Origin of the sequence: Gluconobacter sp. Dm-62 (assembly GCF_018256155.1) — a bacterium.
Classification (GTDB): Bacteria; Pseudomonadota; Alphaproteobacteria; order Acetobacterales; family Acetobacteraceae; genus Gluconobacter.
Genome location: NZ_JAERLY010000009.1, coordinates 1 through 16637 on the forward strand (window position 1 = coordinate 1; position 16637 = coordinate 16637).

Annotated in this window: 16 protein-coding genes and 3 tRNA genes; 6 read left to right on the forward strand and 13 right to left on the reverse strand. The window is 60.0% G+C overall.

Annotated features, from left to right (window positions below):
- Window positions 1-629: 629 nt before the first annotated feature.
- From atpC to atpH, 5 genes are read right to left on the reverse strand one after another with little or no spacing between them, the layout of a single operon-like run.
- The gene (atpC, locus tag JK202_RS10265; RefSeq protein WP_086648568.1) at window positions 630-1046 is read right to left on the reverse strand and encodes an ATP synthase F1 subunit epsilon; all 417 of its coding nucleotides are present in this window, start codon (window positions 1044-1046) and stop codon (window positions 630-632) included.
- A 4-nt stretch (window positions 1047-1050) separates the two neighbouring features.
- Window positions 1051-2514 (reverse strand): F0F1 ATP synthase subunit beta, encoded by a 1464-nt coding sequence (atpD, locus tag JK202_RS10270; protein WP_211560820.1) that lies wholly within the window; start codon window positions 2512-2514, stop codon window positions 1051-1053.
- A gap of 22 nt (window positions 2515-2536) precedes the next feature.
- Window positions 2537-3427 (reverse strand): F0F1 ATP synthase subunit gamma, encoded by an 891-nt coding sequence (locus tag JK202_RS10275; protein WP_211560823.1) that lies wholly within the window; start codon window positions 3425-3427, stop codon window positions 2537-2539.
- 9 nt (window positions 3428-3436) lie between these two features.
- The gene (gene atpA / locus JK202_RS10280) at window positions 3437-4972 is read right to left on the reverse strand and encodes a F0F1 ATP synthase subunit alpha (RefSeq protein ID WP_211560825.1); all 1536 of its coding nucleotides are present in this window, start codon (window positions 4970-4972) and stop codon (window positions 3437-3439) included.
- On the reverse strand, window positions 4972-5544 hold the full coding sequence (gene atpH / locus JK202_RS10285) for an ATP synthase F1 subunit delta (protein ID WP_211560827.1): 573 nt from the start codon (window positions 5542-5544) through the stop codon (window positions 4972-4974). Before atpH ends, atpA begins: the two co-directional genes overlap by 1 nt.
- 340 nt (window positions 5545-5884) lie before the next feature.
- Here atpH and JK202_RS10290 point away from each other — a divergent pair, with 340 nt between their 5' ends.
- Window positions 5885-6421, forward strand: coding sequence for a hypothetical protein (locus JK202_RS10290; protein ID WP_211560829.1), 537 nt, complete (start codon window positions 5885-5887; stop codon window positions 6419-6421).
- 29 nt (window positions 6422-6450) lie between these two features.
- Here the strand turns inward: JK202_RS10290 and JK202_RS10295 are convergent.
- Window positions 6451-6524, reverse strand: a tRNA-Gly gene (locus tag JK202_RS10295).
- A gap of 169 nt (window positions 6525-6693) precedes the next feature.
- Between JK202_RS10295 and JK202_RS10300 the strand changes: the two genes are divergently transcribed.
- The 3 genes from JK202_RS10300 (at window position 6694) to nusG (ending at window position 7627) form a co-directional block, all read left to right on the forward strand.
- Window positions 6694-6770 (forward strand) — tRNA-Trp (locus JK202_RS10300).
- Window positions 6771-6832: 62 nt separating this feature from the next.
- Complete coding sequence (gene secE, locus JK202_RS10305; RefSeq protein WP_228119962.1) at window positions 6833-7087, forward strand: preprotein translocase subunit SecE; 255 nt, start codon at window positions 6833-6835, stop codon at window positions 7085-7087.
- 9 nt (window positions 7088-7096) lie between these two features.
- Window positions 7097-7627, forward strand: a complete 531-nt coding sequence (nusG, locus tag JK202_RS10310; RefSeq protein ID WP_062496163.1) for a transcription termination/antitermination protein NusG — start codon at window positions 7097-7099, stop codon at window positions 7625-7627.
- Window positions 7628-7708: 81 nt separating this feature from the next.
- Here nusG and JK202_RS10315 read toward each other — a convergent pair whose 3' ends face one another.
- The 5 genes from JK202_RS10315 to JK202_RS10335 all read right to left on the reverse strand — a co-directional run bounded on the left by JK202_RS10315 (window position 7709) and on the right by JK202_RS10335 (window position 12815).
- Entirely contained in the window at window positions 7709-8326 is a 618-nt protein-coding gene (locus tag JK202_RS10315; RefSeq protein ID WP_211560831.1) for a membrane integrity-associated transporter subunit PqiC, read from the reverse strand.
- A 3-nt stretch (window positions 8327-8329) separates the two neighbouring features.
- Window positions 8330-10012 carry an MlaD family protein gene (locus JK202_RS10320; protein ID WP_211560833.1) on the reverse strand — a complete coding sequence of 561 codons (1683 nt, stop codon included), beginning with the start codon at window positions 10010-10012 and terminating at the stop codon, window positions 8330-8332.
- Window positions 10009-11493 (reverse strand): paraquat-inducible protein A, encoded by a 1485-nt coding sequence (locus JK202_RS10325; RefSeq protein WP_211560835.1) that lies wholly within the window; start codon window positions 11491-11493, stop codon window positions 10009-10011. Before JK202_RS10325 ends, JK202_RS10320 begins: the two co-directional genes overlap by 4 nt.
- A 240-nt stretch (window positions 11494-11733) precedes the next feature.
- A tRNA-Thr gene (locus JK202_RS10330) sits at window positions 11734-11809 on the reverse strand.
- Window positions 11810-11888: 79 nt separating this feature from the next.
- Window positions 11889-12815 (reverse strand): glyoxylate/hydroxypyruvate reductase A, encoded by a 927-nt coding sequence (locus JK202_RS10335; protein WP_211560837.1) that lies wholly within the window; start codon window positions 12813-12815, stop codon window positions 11889-11891.
- 158 nt (window positions 12816-12973) lie between these two features.
- On the opposite strand from JK202_RS10335, the gene JK202_RS10340 reads away from it, so the two are divergent.
- Window positions 12974-13162: a hypothetical protein gene (locus JK202_RS10340; protein ID WP_211560838.1), complete on the forward strand. Its 189-nt coding sequence runs from the start codon at window positions 12974-12976 to the stop codon at window positions 13160-13162.
- A gap of 22 nt (window positions 13163-13184) precedes the next feature.
- On the opposite strand, the gene JK202_RS10345 is transcribed toward JK202_RS10340, so the two are convergent.
- Both JK202_RS10345 and JK202_RS10350 read right to left on the reverse strand, forming a co-directional pair.
- Window positions 13185-14417: an alanine--glyoxylate aminotransferase family protein gene (locus tag JK202_RS10345; RefSeq protein WP_211560839.1), complete on the reverse strand. Its 1233-nt coding sequence runs from the start codon at window positions 14415-14417 to the stop codon at window positions 13185-13187.
- The gene (locus JK202_RS10350; protein ID WP_211560841.1) at window positions 14414-15649 is read right to left on the reverse strand and encodes an allantoate amidohydrolase; all 1236 of its coding nucleotides are present in this window, start codon (window positions 15647-15649) and stop codon (window positions 14414-14416) included. Before JK202_RS10350 ends, JK202_RS10345 begins: the two co-directional genes overlap by 4 nt.
- A 103-nt stretch (window positions 15650-15752) precedes the next feature.
- Between JK202_RS10350 and JK202_RS10355 the strand changes: the two genes are divergently transcribed.
- On the forward strand, window positions 15753-16637 hold the full coding sequence (locus JK202_RS10355) for a LysR family transcriptional regulator (protein ID WP_211560842.1): 885 nt from the start codon (window positions 15753-15755) through the stop codon (window positions 16635-16637).

Here is a 16637-nt window from a genome sequence, read left to right on the forward strand (position 1 = left end):
CCAGGAACTTAATCCCAGATCACCAGCACCAAAACGCCGCCAACATATCCCTTCCAATTCCATATTCAATTTTCAAAGATCGTCGTCCCCGCCGCCCCAGAAGACCTCAGTAAGTGGCCCCCGCTGCGTCGGTGAACGGGCTTATACGGGGACCTCCCCAGAGTGTCAAACACATTCAGACTCGTACTTACTCACACTCTCAACACCCCGAAATCCCTCACAAAACCAACTTATCCCCGCTACCCATTGGTTTTCCGAAACGATAAAAAGATGAAAAAAGCGCCTTTCGGGCGCTTTTTTTGTCGTTTTCTTTGAATTTCCTGGTCTTCTGCCTGCTCAACGTCTCTTGAGCAGGCAGAAGAGCGCGTTATCGCACCTTACGGCTCATATAACGTTACCTCTCCAGCTCCGGGATAGCCCGCAGACAAAGCTGCGAGCTTCTCAGCCTGCGACAGCGAGCCCCTTCACCTCACAAAAATTCCTGAAACGCACCTAGGCAATATCTTTGCCGGTGAGGCACGCCGTCATTTCAGGCACCTGAGCATGAAGAGTTCTGAAAAATGGCAAAGAAAAACCCGCCTCACCTTGCGGTGAAGCGGGTTTTTGCAAACCTGGTCTGAAAAGACCGTTCAGGCCGGACCGTGTTCCTGAACAGCTTCCAGTTCGGCGCGAACGGATTGCAGTTCGCGGCTGATCTGGTCGTGCATGTCCACATCGTTCGGACCGATTTCAGCCCAGCGGCTTTCCAGGTCCCGCAGACGGCTCTTGGCCTCATCCACGGACAGCTCACTCATGAGCTGTGCGGAATCGGCCAGAATGGTGCAGTGATCAGCACCCATATCGGCAAAACCGCCCGTCACGAAGTAACGGTCCACGATCTTGTCACCCTGATAGAGGGCCACAACGCCGCCCCGCAGCTGAAGCATCAGCGGTGCGCGGTCCGGCATGGCTGCAATATCGCCTTCCATGCCCGGGACCACGGCCATGTCGACGTCACGTTCGACAAGGCGCTTTTCCGGGCTGACGATCTCGATGCGAAGCGGCATCGGATCAGGCCTCCTGCTTCATCTTCTCGGCCTTCGCAACGGCCTCGTCGATGTCACCGACCATATAGAAAGCACCTTCCGGCAGGTGATCATACTCGCCAGCCACGACAGCCTTGAAGGAACGAATCGTGTCTTCCAGCGACACCAGCTTGCCCGGGGCGCCTGTGAAGACTTCGGCCACGTGGAAAGGCTGGGACAGGAAGCGCTGGATGCGACGGGCGCGGCCAACGATCTTCTTGTCGTCTTCAGACAGCTCGTCCATGCCGAGAATCGCGATGATGTCCTGCAGGCCCTTGTAGGTCTGGAGCGTCTGCTGAACCTGACGCGCAACCTGATAGTGCTCTTCACCAACGATCTTCGGATCGAGCGAACGGGACGTCGAATCCAGCGGATCAACAGCCGGATAGATGCCCATTTCCGCGATCGAACGGTTGAGAACCGTCGTGGCGTCAAGATGCGCGAAGGTCGCGGCAGGCGCCGGATCGGTCAGATCGTCAGCAGGGACGTACACGGCCTGAACGGACGTGATGGAGCCCTTCTTCGTGGAGGTGATACGCTCCTGCAGGGCACCCATTTCGGTAGCCAGCGTCGGCTGGTAGCCCACTGCGGACGGGATACGGCCCAGAAGTGCGGAAACTTCAGAACCAGCCTGCGTGAAGCGGAAGATGTTGTCCACGAAGAACAGGACGTCCTGTCCTTCTTCGTCACGGAAGTACTCGGCAAGCGACAGACCCGTCAGGGCGACGCGCGAACGGGCTCCCGGCGGCTCGTTCATCTGGCCGTAGACCAGCGCAACCTTGGAACCCTCGGTCGAGCCGTCTTCAGCAATCTTGATGACGCCTGCGTCCTGCATTTCGAAATACAGGTCGTTACCTTCACGGGTACGCTCACCCACACCAGCGAAGACGGACACGCCACCATGCGCCTTGGCGATGTTGTTGATGAGTTCCTGAATGATGACCGTCTTGCCGACGCCGGCGCCACCGAACAGACCGATCTTACCACCCTTGAGGTACGGGCAGAGCAGATCGACAACCTTGATGCCGGTCACGAGGATCTCGGACGCAGCAGCCTGCTCTTCGAAGGACGGAGCCGGGCGATGGATCGGGAAGCGCAGCTCGCTGTGGATAGGGCCACGATCGTCGATGGGTTCGCCAACGACGTTCAGGATACGACCAAGCGTGCCCGGGCCAACCGGAACCATGATCTGGGTGCCGGTGTCACGGACTTCAGTGCCACGAACCAGACCGTCGGTCGTGTCCATGGCAATGCAGCGGACCTGACGCTCACCGATTTCCTGGGCCACTTCCAGAACCAGCGTGTGATCGCCGTTCTGAACGTGCAGGGCGTTCAGGATGAAGGGAAGATCGCCTTCGAACTGCACGTCCACGACCGGTCCGCGCACCTGGGTGACACGGCCGACCACGTTATTGGCAGCTCCGGCAGAAGGGGTAAGAGTTTCAGACATCAAATTCGTCTCCTGCGTGATCTCAAACGGCTTCTGCGCCGGAGATGATTTCGATCAGATCGTTGGTGATGTTCGCCTGACGCGTGCGGTTGTACTTCTGCGACAGACGATCGATGGCCTTGCTGGCGTTGCGGCTGGCATTGTCCATCGCGGTCATCCGCGCGCCCTGCTCGCCTGCAGCGCTTTCCAGCATGGCCGAGAAAATCTGGACCTGCAGGTTGCGCGGCAGAAGCTGCGTCAGGAGTGTTGCCTCATCGGGCTCGAATTCGTACTGCGCCGTGTCGGCATCAGGTGCGGCATTGTCGTTCTCGTGAACCGACAGCGGAACCAGAGGCGCCTGGACCGGAACCTGCGTCATGGCGTTGAGGAAGCGGTTATAGACCAGCGTGCAGCGGTCGATTTCGCCCGCGTCCAGCATGGTCGCGATCCGGCTTCCGATATCGGAAGCCTTGTCGAAACCCACATCCTTGCCATCACTGCCTGACAGACGATCGGTGATCATCTCCGGATAGTGACGCACGAGGATGTCTGCTCCCTTACGGCCAACCGGCAGGATGCGAACCGTCTTGCCTTCAGAGACAAGCGTGTCGACCAGCTGACGGGCACTGCGGACGATGTTGGCGTTGAAGCCGCCAGCAAGGCCGCGGTCAGAGGTCAGCACCACCACGAGATGGGTCTGGTCCTTGCCTGTTCCCGCCAGAAGACGCGGCAGACTGGCTGCGTCCTCACCACGGGTCGCCGTCGCCAGCTCCGCCATCATGCGACGCATGGCGTCCGCATAGGGGCGGGCCGCTTCGGCCTGCATCTGGGCGCGCCGCAGCTTTGACGCTGCGACCATTTTCATCGCGTTCGTAATCTTGCGCGTCGATTTGACGCCCGTGATCCGTCCACGCAGTTCCTTCAGCGAAGCCATGGGCTATCCTCAGGCCGAAAAGCGCTTGCCGAATGCTTCGAGCAGCTCCTTGAGCTTGCCTTCCGTCTCCGGCTTGATCTGGCGGTCATTGCGAATGGCCGTCAGGATGTCAGAGCCCGCACCGCGCAGTTCGGACAGGAGAGCGGCTTCATAGGCCACAACCTTGTCCACCGCGATCGGATCAACGTAGCCACGCGTCCCGGCATAAAGAACAACAACCTGTTCTTCGACGGGCAGCGGGGACGTCTCGGGCTGCTTCAGCAGCTCGACCAGACGGGCACCACGATCCAGCTGCTTCCGGGTTGCGGCATCCAGGTCGGAAGCGAACTGCGAGAACGCAGCCATTTCACGATACTGGGCCAGCTCCAGCTTGATCTTGCCGGCAACCTGCTTCATCGCCTTGATCTGGGCTGCGGAACCCACGCGGGACACCGAACCACCGACATTCACGGCCGGGCGGATACCCTTGTAGAACAGATCCGTCTCAAGGAAGATCTGGCCGTCGGTGATGGAGATCACGTTGGTCGGGATGTAGGCAGCCGTATCGCCAGCCTGCGTCTCGATGACGGGCAGAGCCGTCAGGGAGCCGCCGCCATTGGCGTCGGACATTTTGGCCGCACGCTCCAGCAGACGGGAGTGCAGGTAGAACACGTCACCCGGGAATGCTTCACGAGCCGGCGGACGACGCAGCAGCAGGGACATCTGACGATAGGCCACAGCCTGCTTGGACAGATCGTCGTAGCAGACAAGAGCGTGCATGCCGTTGTCGCGGAAATACTCACCCATGGCGCAGGCCGTGTACGGTGCGAGATACTGCATCGGAGCAGCGTCGGACGCCGTAGCAGCAACAACGATGGAGTATTCCATCGCGCCATGCTCAGTGAGCGTACGGACCAGGTTTGCAACCGTGGAGCGCTTCTGCCCGATGGCGACATAGATGCAGTACAGGGACTTCTTCGGGTCGCCTTCGGCATTGACCGGCTTCTGGGCGACAATGGTGTCGATCAGGATCGCGGTCTTGCCCGTCTGGCGGTCACCGATGATCAGCTCACGCTGGCCACGTCCGATGGGGACAAGGGCGTCGATGGCCTTGATGCCGGTCTGCATCGGCTCGCTGACCGACTGGCGCGGCATGATGCCCGGAGCCTTCACTTCAGCGCGGCGATACGTGACATCCGTCAGCGGGCCACGGCCGTCGATCGGGTTGCCCAGACCATCGACCACGCGTCCCAGCAGGCCCTTGCCAACCGGAACTTCAACCACGGACTTCGTACGCAGGACGGTGTCGCCCTCACGAATGCCGTCGCCGTCGCCGAACAGAACCACACCGACATTGTCGGCTTCGAGGTTCAGCGCCATGCCCTTGAGGCCAGTTCCTTCGAACTCGACCATTTCACCGGCCATGACATTATTCAGGCCGTAGACGCGGGCGATGCCGTCGCCGATGGACAGGACTGTGCCTGTCTCGGAAACGGTCTCGACCTGGTCGAACGACGCGATCTGCTGCTTGAGGATGTCCGAAATCTCAGCGGGACGGATATCCATCACGCGGCTCCCTTCATGGCGTTCTGCAGGCGGGTCAGGCGCCCGGCGATCGAAGTATCAAACAGTGTGGAACCGATCCGTACGGTCATGCCACCAAGCAGGGCGGCGTCCGTACGTTCAGTCATGGACACGCGGCTGTAACCGGCTTCGGCCAGACGGGCCTGAAGCTGGCTGCGTTGCGTATCCGTAAGAGGCTGTGCGGAGCGGACTTCGGCGACGACTTCACCACGCAGGGCGGAATCAAGAGCCAGAACGCCGTCCAGAATGGATGCAAGATCAGGCAGACGGCGGTTATCGGCGATAACGCCGACGAACCGTCGCAGGGTGTCTCCAAAACCGAGCTTCGACATCAGGACATCCGAAACCGTCCGGCCCTGGCGGATGTCCATCCGGGCGTCAGCCAAGAATTTCCGCAGATCGTCGCTTTCGAAAATGGCGGTACGCAGCGCCTTCACTTCGCCCAGAACATCGGAAAGATTTCCCTGTTCCGAAGCGAGGTCATAAAGCGCACGGGCATAGCGCTGGGCCAAGCCCCCTGTATGTCCAACCTGCGGCACCTGTGTCACCGTCACACGCGTGTTCCGTCTCACTAAATCCGCCGCAGAGTGCGGCCGGAACCGGCTTATCCGGTTCCTTGCATCAAAACTGTCCGGACCGGGCATACACGTTCCTGCGCAGGATTCGTCTGAAACCCGGTCCTCCACTTGGCGCCGCCTCTAGCACGCTGCCCCAGTCCTGCGCAACCAAGAGGATCAGCAAATCACCCTATCAGTACCCGTTATCATGGGGCTGGTTTGCGTTTTCCCCCGCCGGACTGGCATGACAGGTGTTCCACAGTGATTTTTCGGGATATCTTTCTTCCAGAAATCACACTCTTACAACACCATCCCCCAAAATGAGTATGGAGACCGAATGTCCATCCAGAAGCGCCTCTTTTTCCTCATGGGCGCCCTGTCCATCCCTGCCCTGGGCACAACAGCCCACGCGACCCCGATTGAGGACAAACCATCCTTCCCAACCATTTCCTATTGGGACAACTGGACCGATCCGCAGGGCGTCACCCACCTGACAAAATGCAAGATGTCTACTTTCCATGAGGATTCGATTACCCCGGAAGGTGACAAGATCATGCTCAGCAGCCCCCATGACGGGTCGGCGGCAGTGACGATGCGCGTGCAGCCCCCTCACTGGAAAGGCGGATGGAACGAGAGTCACCAGGTTCAGTGGATCGTGCCGCTGTCGGGGATTTATTTTGTCAGGGCGATGGACGGCACCAGTGTGGAACTCAATCCCGGCGACATCCTGCTCAGTGAGGATGTAGCACCGACAGCTCATGGGGCGGATCCGAAAGGCCACCTGTCAGGCAATGTCGGAGATGCTGCTGTAGCGTTGCAGATTCTCCAGTTTGGGGAAGCCACACCATCGCACGTCCCCTGCCAGTGGCAGTGAAAATACAGCGCTGATTTTTTTTGGAACTCTGGAGCGGGCGAAGGGAATCGAACCCTCCTAAGAAGCTTGGAAGGCTACTGCATTACCACTATGCTACGCCCGCTCAGATGGAAGTCTTCCTACTCCATCTGTTCCAGCGCCCGCAAGAGGGGAAAATCCAAAATGGAAATTCCACAACAAAGATGTTCAGGGCACTTGACTTTTGTTCCCGAACATTCTCTTTTGCGGCCACTGTCGCTGGCATGACACCTCAAAATGTCCTGCCCGATGATAGGGGTGTAGCTCAATTGGCTAGAGCGCCGGTCTCCAAAACCGGAGGTTGAGAGTTCGAGACCCTCCACCCCTGCCACTCCTTCTCGCCGGATGTCCTTCCCGACACCGGGAGCGGGATTTTCACTTGATTCGAGGACGATGGTGTCGGTCAGTACCCCGAAAGACGAGTCGCGGAAGACGGCGCCTCAAAAGAACGGATCCGGCTTCAATCTGGTCGCTTACGTCCGTGACGTCCGCGCCGAAGCGAAGCGCGTCACGTGGCCGACCCGTCGCAACACCCTGATCACGTCAGGTGCCGTACTGGTCATGGTTACCGTGACCTGCATCTTCTTCTTCATCGTGGACCAGGTGATCGGCCTCGGCGTCCGCGAACTTTTTGGCGTTGGAGGCTAGGTTCGCACCATGGCGAAGCGTTGGTACGTTGTGCACGTCTATTCCGGATTCGAGAAAAAGATCGCGAGTCACATCCAGGAACAGGCCGCACAGAAAGGCCTTTCCGACCATTTCGAACAGATTCTTGTTCCTTCCGAAGACATCACGGAAATGCGCCGCGGCCGTAAGGTCAATGCAGAGCGCAAGTTCTTTCCGGGTTATGTTCTCGTAAAGATGGAACTGACGGACGAGGCTTGGCATCTCGTCAAGGACACGCCCAAGGTCACGGGCTTCCTTGGCACCCGCAACCGTCCGACTCCCATCACGGCCGCCGAAGCCGACCGCATCATGAAGCAGGCCCAGGAAGGCGTTGAGCGCCCCCGTTCCAGCCTGTCCTTCGAGATCGGCGAACAGGTTCGCGTGGCCGATGGTCCGTTCACGTCCTTCACCGGCATGATCGAAGACGTGGACGACGAGCGCCAGCGCCTCAAGGTCAGCGTTTCCATCTTCGGACGCTCCACCCCTGTTGATCTGGACTTCACCCAGGTCGAAAAGCTCTGACGCTTTTCAAAAATTTGGTTCTTCCAACAAAAAAGGCTCCCTCTTGGGAGCCTTTTTTTGTTGGTAAGCTGCTAGCGCCTCTCAGTCATTTACAGGAGGCGGGAGAACACGCAGTTTTGCGGCGGCCTGATCGGCAATCGCTGCAACGCCCTGACTCAGTGCCGCTGTCAGACTCGCGGTGCTGGACGCTACAGGCTCCGATGTCTGCCAGACCACAGGCCAGGTCATGACAGGTCCGATAATCTTACCTGCCGGATGAACAGACAGCATTCCCGTCACAAGCGCATGTCCTGCTGAATCGGCTTCAAAATTACGAATAGTCAGCTCAACATAAGCTGACGGAGTGGTGGTAACGGCATCATCCTGCGCGAAAACGGTTGTCCCCGGCAGACGCTGGGCCAGATCGGTCACCAGCGTGTGGCCCAGCATGTCCGGAAGTGCTTCGCTCCAGCTGCTGCCAGAGGCCAGCTTGGTCTGATAGTCTTTGCTGGCCTTCACGATGGTATCGCGATCAAGACGCGCGCTGACCACAGGTGTCCGCACTTCCACCACGACCGGTCCTCCAGCCTGGGAGACGCCTGGGAGAGGTGCGAGCGTGTAAAGCGTCGGATCACTGCTGCAGGCTGAAAGCATGCCCGTCAGCCCCAGAACCCCTACCAGAGACAGGAAACGAAGGCGGGACGTCGAAGACTGTGTCATGGCTCAGTTCCTGCGGCCGGTGATGAGAGCGGAAGGATGGTGATCCAGATAATCCGTGAGGAACCGCAGCGAGCGGGACATCTGGGTCAGCTGGGTGATCATGTTCTGGAGGCTGCGGTGGAAATCCGTATCGCCGCCATAGGACCCAAGAACCGACTGGGCATTCGCCAGCGTACCCTGCAGGCTCTTCATGAGGGCAGGCAGGTTCTGGTTGGCGGTCTTTGTCAGTTTGTTCAGGCTCTGGAGTGAATCACGCAGGGCCGCGAGGGACTGCGTGACTTCAGGACTGTTCAGACGACCATCAGCATGCGCCAGAAGATCGTTCACATGGCCGCCGATTTCAGTCAGCGGCATTGCTGCGATCTTGTCGGTAATGGTGGAAACGGACTCCATGATCCCATCCATTCCGCCTGCCTGACTCGGAAGAACAGCAATCTCTCCTTCGTAGGTCAGGGTCGTCGTGGGAGCGCTTTTGACGAATTGCAGAGCGATCATGGATTCGCCAGTCAGGAAGCTGGCACTCTGAACCGAGGCGCGCATACCTTCAGCCACAAAGGCCTGAAGATAGGTCTCGACAGGCGGCTCCTTGCTATTTTCGATCCGGTCATCCCAGTTGGACAGCATGCGCTCGGGTTCAAGCTCCATGTCCACGCGGACACGTGGGAGTTTGGTCGGGCTTTCAAGAAGCAGACGGACATCCGTGACGGTGCCGATCTGCAGGCCGAACATAGTGACCTGACTACCGTTCGTGAGGCCTTTGACGGAGGAGTTGATGTAGGTGACGACACGCAGGCGCTTGTGATAGCGCGCGTTGTCGGCATCGGCCTCGCTGGCATAGAGCTTGAAGACGGAATTCGGCGGCGCATCGGGCAGATCGACGTTGCGACGACGCTCTGGCAGGCCAAAGGCAATACCACCCGAGAACAGGGCCTGAAGCGATTTGAGCTGGACCTTCAGGCCACCAGCTCCAAGCCCGACCTGCACGCCGGAGACATTCCAGAAACGGCTGTCCGTGCGCAGGTAATGGTCATATGGCGCTTTAACGAAGGCCTGAATGACAATCGGTCCCGCTCCACCCGGCGGCATTGTGTAGCCGAGCACCTCGCCCACCTGAAGATCACGAAAGAAGACCGGCGATCCTGGACCGAGCGACCCCAGCGACGGAGATACCAGCCAGAACGTCTCTCCAGGCTGATCAGAACGCACGCCCGGCGGTGATTCGAGGCCTTTGAAGGACTTCTGATAATGGCCATCATCGGTTCCCGGATCCAGCGCGATATAGGCACCGGAGAACAGGGTATCGAGACCTGTGATGCTCGCGCCGTTGATCCGCGGACGCACGACCCAGAAACGGGTGTGGTCAGTCAGAATATGGGAACTGTTGGCATTCATCTGCACCGTGACGTCGACATGCTTCATGTCGTCGCTGAGGGTAATGTCCTGAACGGTCCCAAGCGTCACGGCCTTGTTCTTGACCTGCGTCTGGCCGGGGGTGAGGCCGTCAGCCGTTTCGAACGTGATGGTGATCTCGGGACCGCGCGTCGCGAAATGCTCCCACGCCAGCCATCCGGCAATGAGAATGGCCACCACCGGAATCAGCAGAATGAGGGAGAAGCGGGTGCGGCGCACCGGGGCTTCCTTCGGCGAGACCGGCTGCTCCCCCCGGTTGTTTCGGGAATCGCTCACGCGCGTCCAGGCTCCATATCATGAGGGTCAGAAGAAGGTAGATGCGGGACAGGGCCGGACGGAGAAGATGTCTCCGGCTCCGTGCTGTCCGCCAAGGGGGCTGCGACCGTGCCATTGAGGCCAGCGGCATCCCACATCCCGCGGGGATCAAAAAGCTCTGCGGCGAAAATGGTCAGGATCACGACCAGCGCAAAACAGACCATCCCTGGGTCAGCCGTGACATTGGCGAGGAAGCCAAAATGCACGACGGCAACGAGGATGGAAATCATGAAGACATCGATCATCGACCAGCGACCGATGATGACAACGAGACGGTAGAGTTTAGAAAGGTGCCTGAGCTGCCAGCTGGCTCCAAGACGCGTGCTGATGATCATGATCGTAAGAGCGACGATCTTGAGAACGGGTACGGTAATGCTGGCGAACAGCACCAGCAGAGAAAGCGGTATCATTCCTGCCTGCCATAGCTCGATCACACCGCTGATAATCGTGCTCGGCGCGCCATGGCCGACCTTGGTGTAGGTCATGACTGGCAGCAGGTTAGCCGGCAGGTAAAACACAACACCCGCCACAAGCAGACAGGTGGCCGACGACAGGCTCTGGGGTTTGCGCCGCCGCAGAATCTGTCCGCAGCGCGGGCAGTCCCCCATGTCCTGCTCCTGCGGCACAGCATGATCGAACGCCAGAACCAGATCGCAGGCATGACAGGAGAGCATGTTCTCCACAGGGGGAATAATGCCGTTACGGGCATCCAGATGCGCAACATCGAGCAGATGGCCCTGATGATCGTCGAGCTTTGGACGAATATCGCGACTGCGCCAGATCCGCTCGGCATCAAAGGTCGAGTCTACGGCGGCCATGCTCAGCATCAGACCACCCAGAAGATAGACGCCAGGCTGAAGGATAACGAGGGCGAGATCTACGAGTTTGGTATAGGCCACCAGGACGCCGAGGACATAGACTTCCACCATCGACCAGCCACGAAGACGATCATACCAGGTGAGAAGACGCGGGGTCCAGTCAGGCATCTGAGGCCGGGAAGCGCCATAAAGGATGGCAGCCATCAGGCCGATGATGACACCGGGCATGAGGATCGTCACCAGCGCAACCAGAACACCGATCGCGCCATAGCCCTGATGACCCAGTTCGATCGGACCACTCATGAGGGAGACGGTATTCTCCCGTCCGTAAACATTCAGCGTCATGAGAGAGCTGATGAGGAGCGTGGCGTAAAGCGCGGCTGACGTAACGCAGAAAGCAGCCGGGGCGCCGATCAGGGACGTCTTCCGGCGACGGGCCAGCTGGCAGCCACAGCGCAGGCATTCTGCAAGATGACCGGGTTTTAGACGTGGGACATGCTGGAAAAGGCCGCAGGTCGGGCATTCGCGCAGACCTTCCACCGCATGAATGGAGGCGTGGGGCTCCTGCTTGCGGGAAAAGCTGACGGCGTTGCGCCACATTCGTTTATGGAAACGGTCAGACATCGGGCTCCTAACCTAACGCAGGGAGCCGTCTTTTGACAGTCCGCCCTTCTCAGGCAGCCCTCTGCATCGGGATATCGACACTTACCGTAGTCCCATCACAGGTCCATTGCCCAGAGGAAGTGGGTTTTATCGGCAATGTTTTGAAAAATCGTGAAGATCCGGATGCCGTTCTTTAGAGGGGCATCATGCTCTGTGCCCGCAATGACGAAGCAGTAGAACCAGATTTTCGGAAGACCTTGATGGTGCCGGTGAAGAGATTCGAACTCCCGACCCCATCATTACGAATGACGTGCTCTACCAGCTGAGCTACACCGGCGCATCCATCAAGGTGGCCGCGTTCTAACCGAGCCCTCCAAGGTTGGCAAGCGGGAAAATGCATAAACCGCTTTGAGGTCTCAATAGCCTCGTCTCGTATCGATAACGCCGGTCATAGGTTCTCCCGCCTCATAGCGGCGCAGATTGGCCAGTACGGCTTCGGCGGCAGTCTCAGACTGGGCGGCGGAAGCGATATGTGGAGTCAGGAAAATGCGGGGATGACTCCAGAACGGATGTTCAGGCGGAAGCGGCTCGGGCATGGCAACGTCAAGAACGGCCTGTGAAAGCTGACCGCTGTCGAGCGCGGGAATCAGATCGTCCTGCACCAAGTGACCACCCCGGCCGCAATTGATGAGACAGGCGCCTTTTGGCAGTTTTTCGAATAGGCTGCGATTGAGGATGCCTCGGGTCGCATCCGTCAGAGGGACGAGACAGACCAGAATGTCGGTTTCTGCCAGAAAATCGTCCAGCTCCCCTGCCCCGGCAAAAGATTTTACCCCCGGCACCTCCCGGCGACTGCGGCTCCAGCCCCGACAGTCGTATCCAAAGGAGACAAGCTTCTCCAGAACGGGACTGCCCAGCTCTCCCATACCCATGAGACCGACGCGATAGAGCTTCGCCGGGCGGTTGTGCGAACCATCCCAGACGTGTTCGCGCTGCTGGCGGGCGTAGCGGAACATGTCACGGTGAAAAGACAGTACCGCCCACAGGACATATTCGATCATGCCCTCCACCAGACTGCTCTCCACCATGCGGATGATCTTCACGCCCGGCGGCACATTGGCGAGGTTGAGCTGATCGATCCCCGCCCCCAGCGAGAACAGGATCTCAAGATTGGGAAAAAGCGTGGCGAGATCGTCCGGCGTCTTCCAGGCCGCGAGATAGCGGACATCCTCTTTCGGACCGGTTTCCGGCCAGACATGAAACGGAATGTCAGGACGCACCTGCGCGAACTTCTCGCTCCAGACCTTCGCGCGTTCGGGCGTATGATGGAAGACGATCGACATTCTGTGTGTTTCTCCGGACGGAAATATTTCCGGGGATGCTCGCGCCGTGCGGAGTTCGGATCAAGACCACACACCTGTTTGTGTAGGACGCGCCGGTCGGGAACGCAGGCCGGGTTGAGGCGTAGAGGGGGCAGGATCTCTTGCAGGAGGGCGAAATCATGCCTCGTGGAGACAAGTCAGCCTATACGGACAAGCAGAAACGCCAGGCCGAACATATCGAGGAAAGCTACGAAAAGCGTGGCCTCCCGGAAAAGGAAGCCGAGCGCCGGGCCTGGGCCACCGTCAACAAGGAAGACGGCGGCGGGAAGAAAAGCGGTTCAGGCCGGAAGAACCATCCGAAAAAATGAGGCTTCCGCCCCCGAAGTCCAATCAGGCAGCGTCCCACGCCACGCGGGCGGCATCCACGCCTGCGCCACGATTGAGCGTCACGCCTTCGCTGGCCAGCACGGAATCGAGAGCGGCGAGCGTGAGCAGAACCTTGTCCTTGCGGGCATTGATTCCCATCGCCCCGATGCGCCAGATCTTGCCGGTCAGCGGACCGAAGGACGAGACGATCTCGATCCCGAAATCATCGCGCATGAGCTGACGGATGCGGGCATTGTCCACACCCTCCGGAACCCAGACGCCAGTGACGTTGCTCATACGGGTAGTGTCGTCACCATAGACCTTCAGGTCCATGGCCCGCAGGCCGGCGACCATGGCGCGCCCTGCCCGCACATGACGGGCAACACGGGCTTCCACGCCTTCTTCGACAACCAGACGCGCCGTTTCACGCGCGGCGTAGAGCATGGATGTGGCTTCGGTGTGGTGGTTCATCCGCGCCGGGGACCAGTAATTCATCAGCATCGCCAGATCGAAATAGTTCGACTGGATGACCGGACCGTGGCCCTGCGGCTGACCAGTGGCGATCCCCGCTTCGTCATGGCGGCGCTTGAGAATCGCGGCGACAGCGCGATCAGACAGCGTGATCGGCGCGGAGCCCGGAGGACCGTTCAGGCACTTCTGAAGCCCGGCCGTGGCGACGTCGATGTTCCAGGCATCGGTCTCGAACGTCATGCCACCGAGCGTGGCTGTGGCGTCCACATAGAACAGCACGTCATGTTTGCGGCAGATGCGGCCAATCTCTTCGAGCGGCTGAGCCGTCGTGGTGGACGTATCGCCATGAACACAGGCGACCAGGCCGGGCTTGTGCGCGATGATGGCAGCTTCGATGAGCGCCGGATCAACGACCTGCCCCCAGTCCACATCCACCGTGCAGGGAATACCACCGCAGCGATGGACGATTTCCGTCAGCAGCAGGCCAAAGCGGCCGAAGCGCGGAATAACGACCTTCATGCCGGGTGAGACCAGCGACACGAGCGCAGCCTCGATCGCCGAGCGCGCAGAACCGTTCACCAGCAGCGTCCAGTGGTTCTTCGTGCGGAAGACCTCGCGGTACAGCGCCATGACCTCATCCATGTAGGCGGTCATTTCCGGGTCCATCTGGCCGATCACGTCATAGGACATGGCGCGAAGGATGCGCGGATGGACATTCGTCGGCCCCGCACCCATCAGCAGGCGGGACGGCGGATCAAGCTGGGCGAATGTTGCGGGCTGGCTCATGACTGGAACTCCTTGACGAAGGCAAGCAGGGCACGATGGGCGAAATCAACGTCTCCCACGCGGACGGTTTCATCGGGATGATGGCTGAGGCCACCCGGACTGCGGATGAACAGCATCCCCATCGGGCACAGATCGACCATGGCCATGGCGTCGTGTCCCGCGCCACTCAGAAGGCGCTGGGCCGGCCGGCCGGTGACGCTCGTGACAGCCCGCGCCAGACCTTCCACCAGTTCAGACGCACAGGCGGCGGCAGGCAGATACTGGGGCGTATCAAATGTGATGCCGACGCCCCGCCGGGCCGTGATGGCCCGCAGATCCGTGCGGATCGCCTCGGCCATGGCATCGCGGGCTTCATTGGTTTCAGCCCGCATATCCAGCGAGAAGCGGACTTCGCCGGGAATGACATTCGACGTGTTCGGCGTGACCTCGATCTGACCAACCGTGGCAACCTGCGTAGCACCCCCTGACGCGCCGTTGCGTTCAACCGCGAGTATCATTTCAGCAGCAGCCGTCAGCGCATCCTGACGCATGGTCATGGGGGTCGTGCCCGCATGATCGGATTGGCCGGTGACGGTCACGCGCTGACGGGTCTGGGCGGCGATGGCTGTGACGACGCCGATTTCACCATCCGCGCTTTCGATGGCCGGCCCCTGCTCGATATGGGGTTCGATATAGGCGATCAGTTCATCCGGGCGACGGGCTGTTTCGCTCAGACGGGCGGGATCGAGGCCGTAACGGATCATGGCTTCGGCCATGCTCACGCCGGACGCATCCGTCATGTCGTTGGGGACGGAATCGATCAGCCCGGCCATCGCGCGGGAGCAGATCATGGGGGCGGCAAAGCGCGAGCCTTCCTCATCACCAAAACCCATGACTTCGATGGCGAAAGGCAGCCGTGTGCCCTCTTCATTCAGGGCTGAAACAAGCTCGATTCCCAGCATGACACCCAGATTGCCGTCAAAGGCCCCGCCGTTGCGGACGGTATCGAGATGGGAGCCGATCATCAGGGCCGGAGCGCCGGGCGTGAGGCCTTCGTAACGTCCGATGAGGCTTCCGGCAGCGTCCATACGAGTGGTGAGGCCAGCCTCTTCCATCCACTGCGCGACCTGTGTGAGGGTACGCTGATAGGCAGGGCCGAGCCAGAAACGGAACAGACCGCCCGGTGTTTCGCTGAAGGGCACATCCGCGAGGATACGACACCGCTCTACGGCGCGGGCTCCGTGGGCTGTCATGGGGGCTCCTGTCCGGCGGGATGTGTTAAGGAAGAGAAACTTTGCGCTCATAACGGAGGCAGATCAAGTTGACCTGCCAATAAATATGGTCACACATATTGGCATGAAAGATCAGATGCATCTCGATCCGTTCCATCTGCAATCCTTTCTCGCGGTTGCGGAGACGCTGCATTTCACGTCTGCCGCGCAGAGCCAGGGGGTGAGCCAGTCCACCATCAGCCAGCATGTCAGCCGGCTGGAGGAACAGCTTGGCACGCGCCTTCTGGCCCGGAGCACCAAGAGCGTACGGCTGACCGAGGACGGCATGGCGCTGATCGGTCTGGCCCGGCATCTTCTGCAGTGCGAGGACAATATCCTGTCCCGCTTCCGGCAGGAGGCCCCTCGGGGCACGATCCGACTGGGCGTGACGGAAGATCTGCTTCTGACGCGCTTTCCGGAAATTCTAGGGACGTTCCGCGCCTCTCACCCTCTGCTGCAGCTCACGCTGACGGTCGGACTGTCAGCGCATCTGGCCCATCTTCTGGAACAGGGGGAACTGGACGTCTGGTGCGGAATGCGGCGCACAACGGAGACACGCGGACAAAAACTCTGGACCGAGGATATGCGCTGGTATGCACCCGCAGGAGCGGAGTTTCCGGCCGAGCAGTCCATCCCGCTCGTGACGTTCCCCGATGGCAGCGTCACCCGTCGGCTGGCGATCGAGACGCTCAACAAGGCCGGGCGCGCCTGGCATCTGGCGTTTACCAGCGGCAGTCTGGGCGCGCTTCTGGCGGCTGTGCGCGCCGGATATGGCGTGACACCGCAACCGGCTTTCCTGCGCAATGCGGAACATCTGCCGCATTGCGCCCCGGGGCTGTTGCCGGAAATGCCGCAGGTGGAGTTCATCGCCTCAACCCGGCATCAGACCGCGCAAGGCCCCGAAAATCTGCTGATCCGGACGCTCTGCGCCCATATTCCGCGCCTGCAACCCGATCTGATGCCCCTTTGA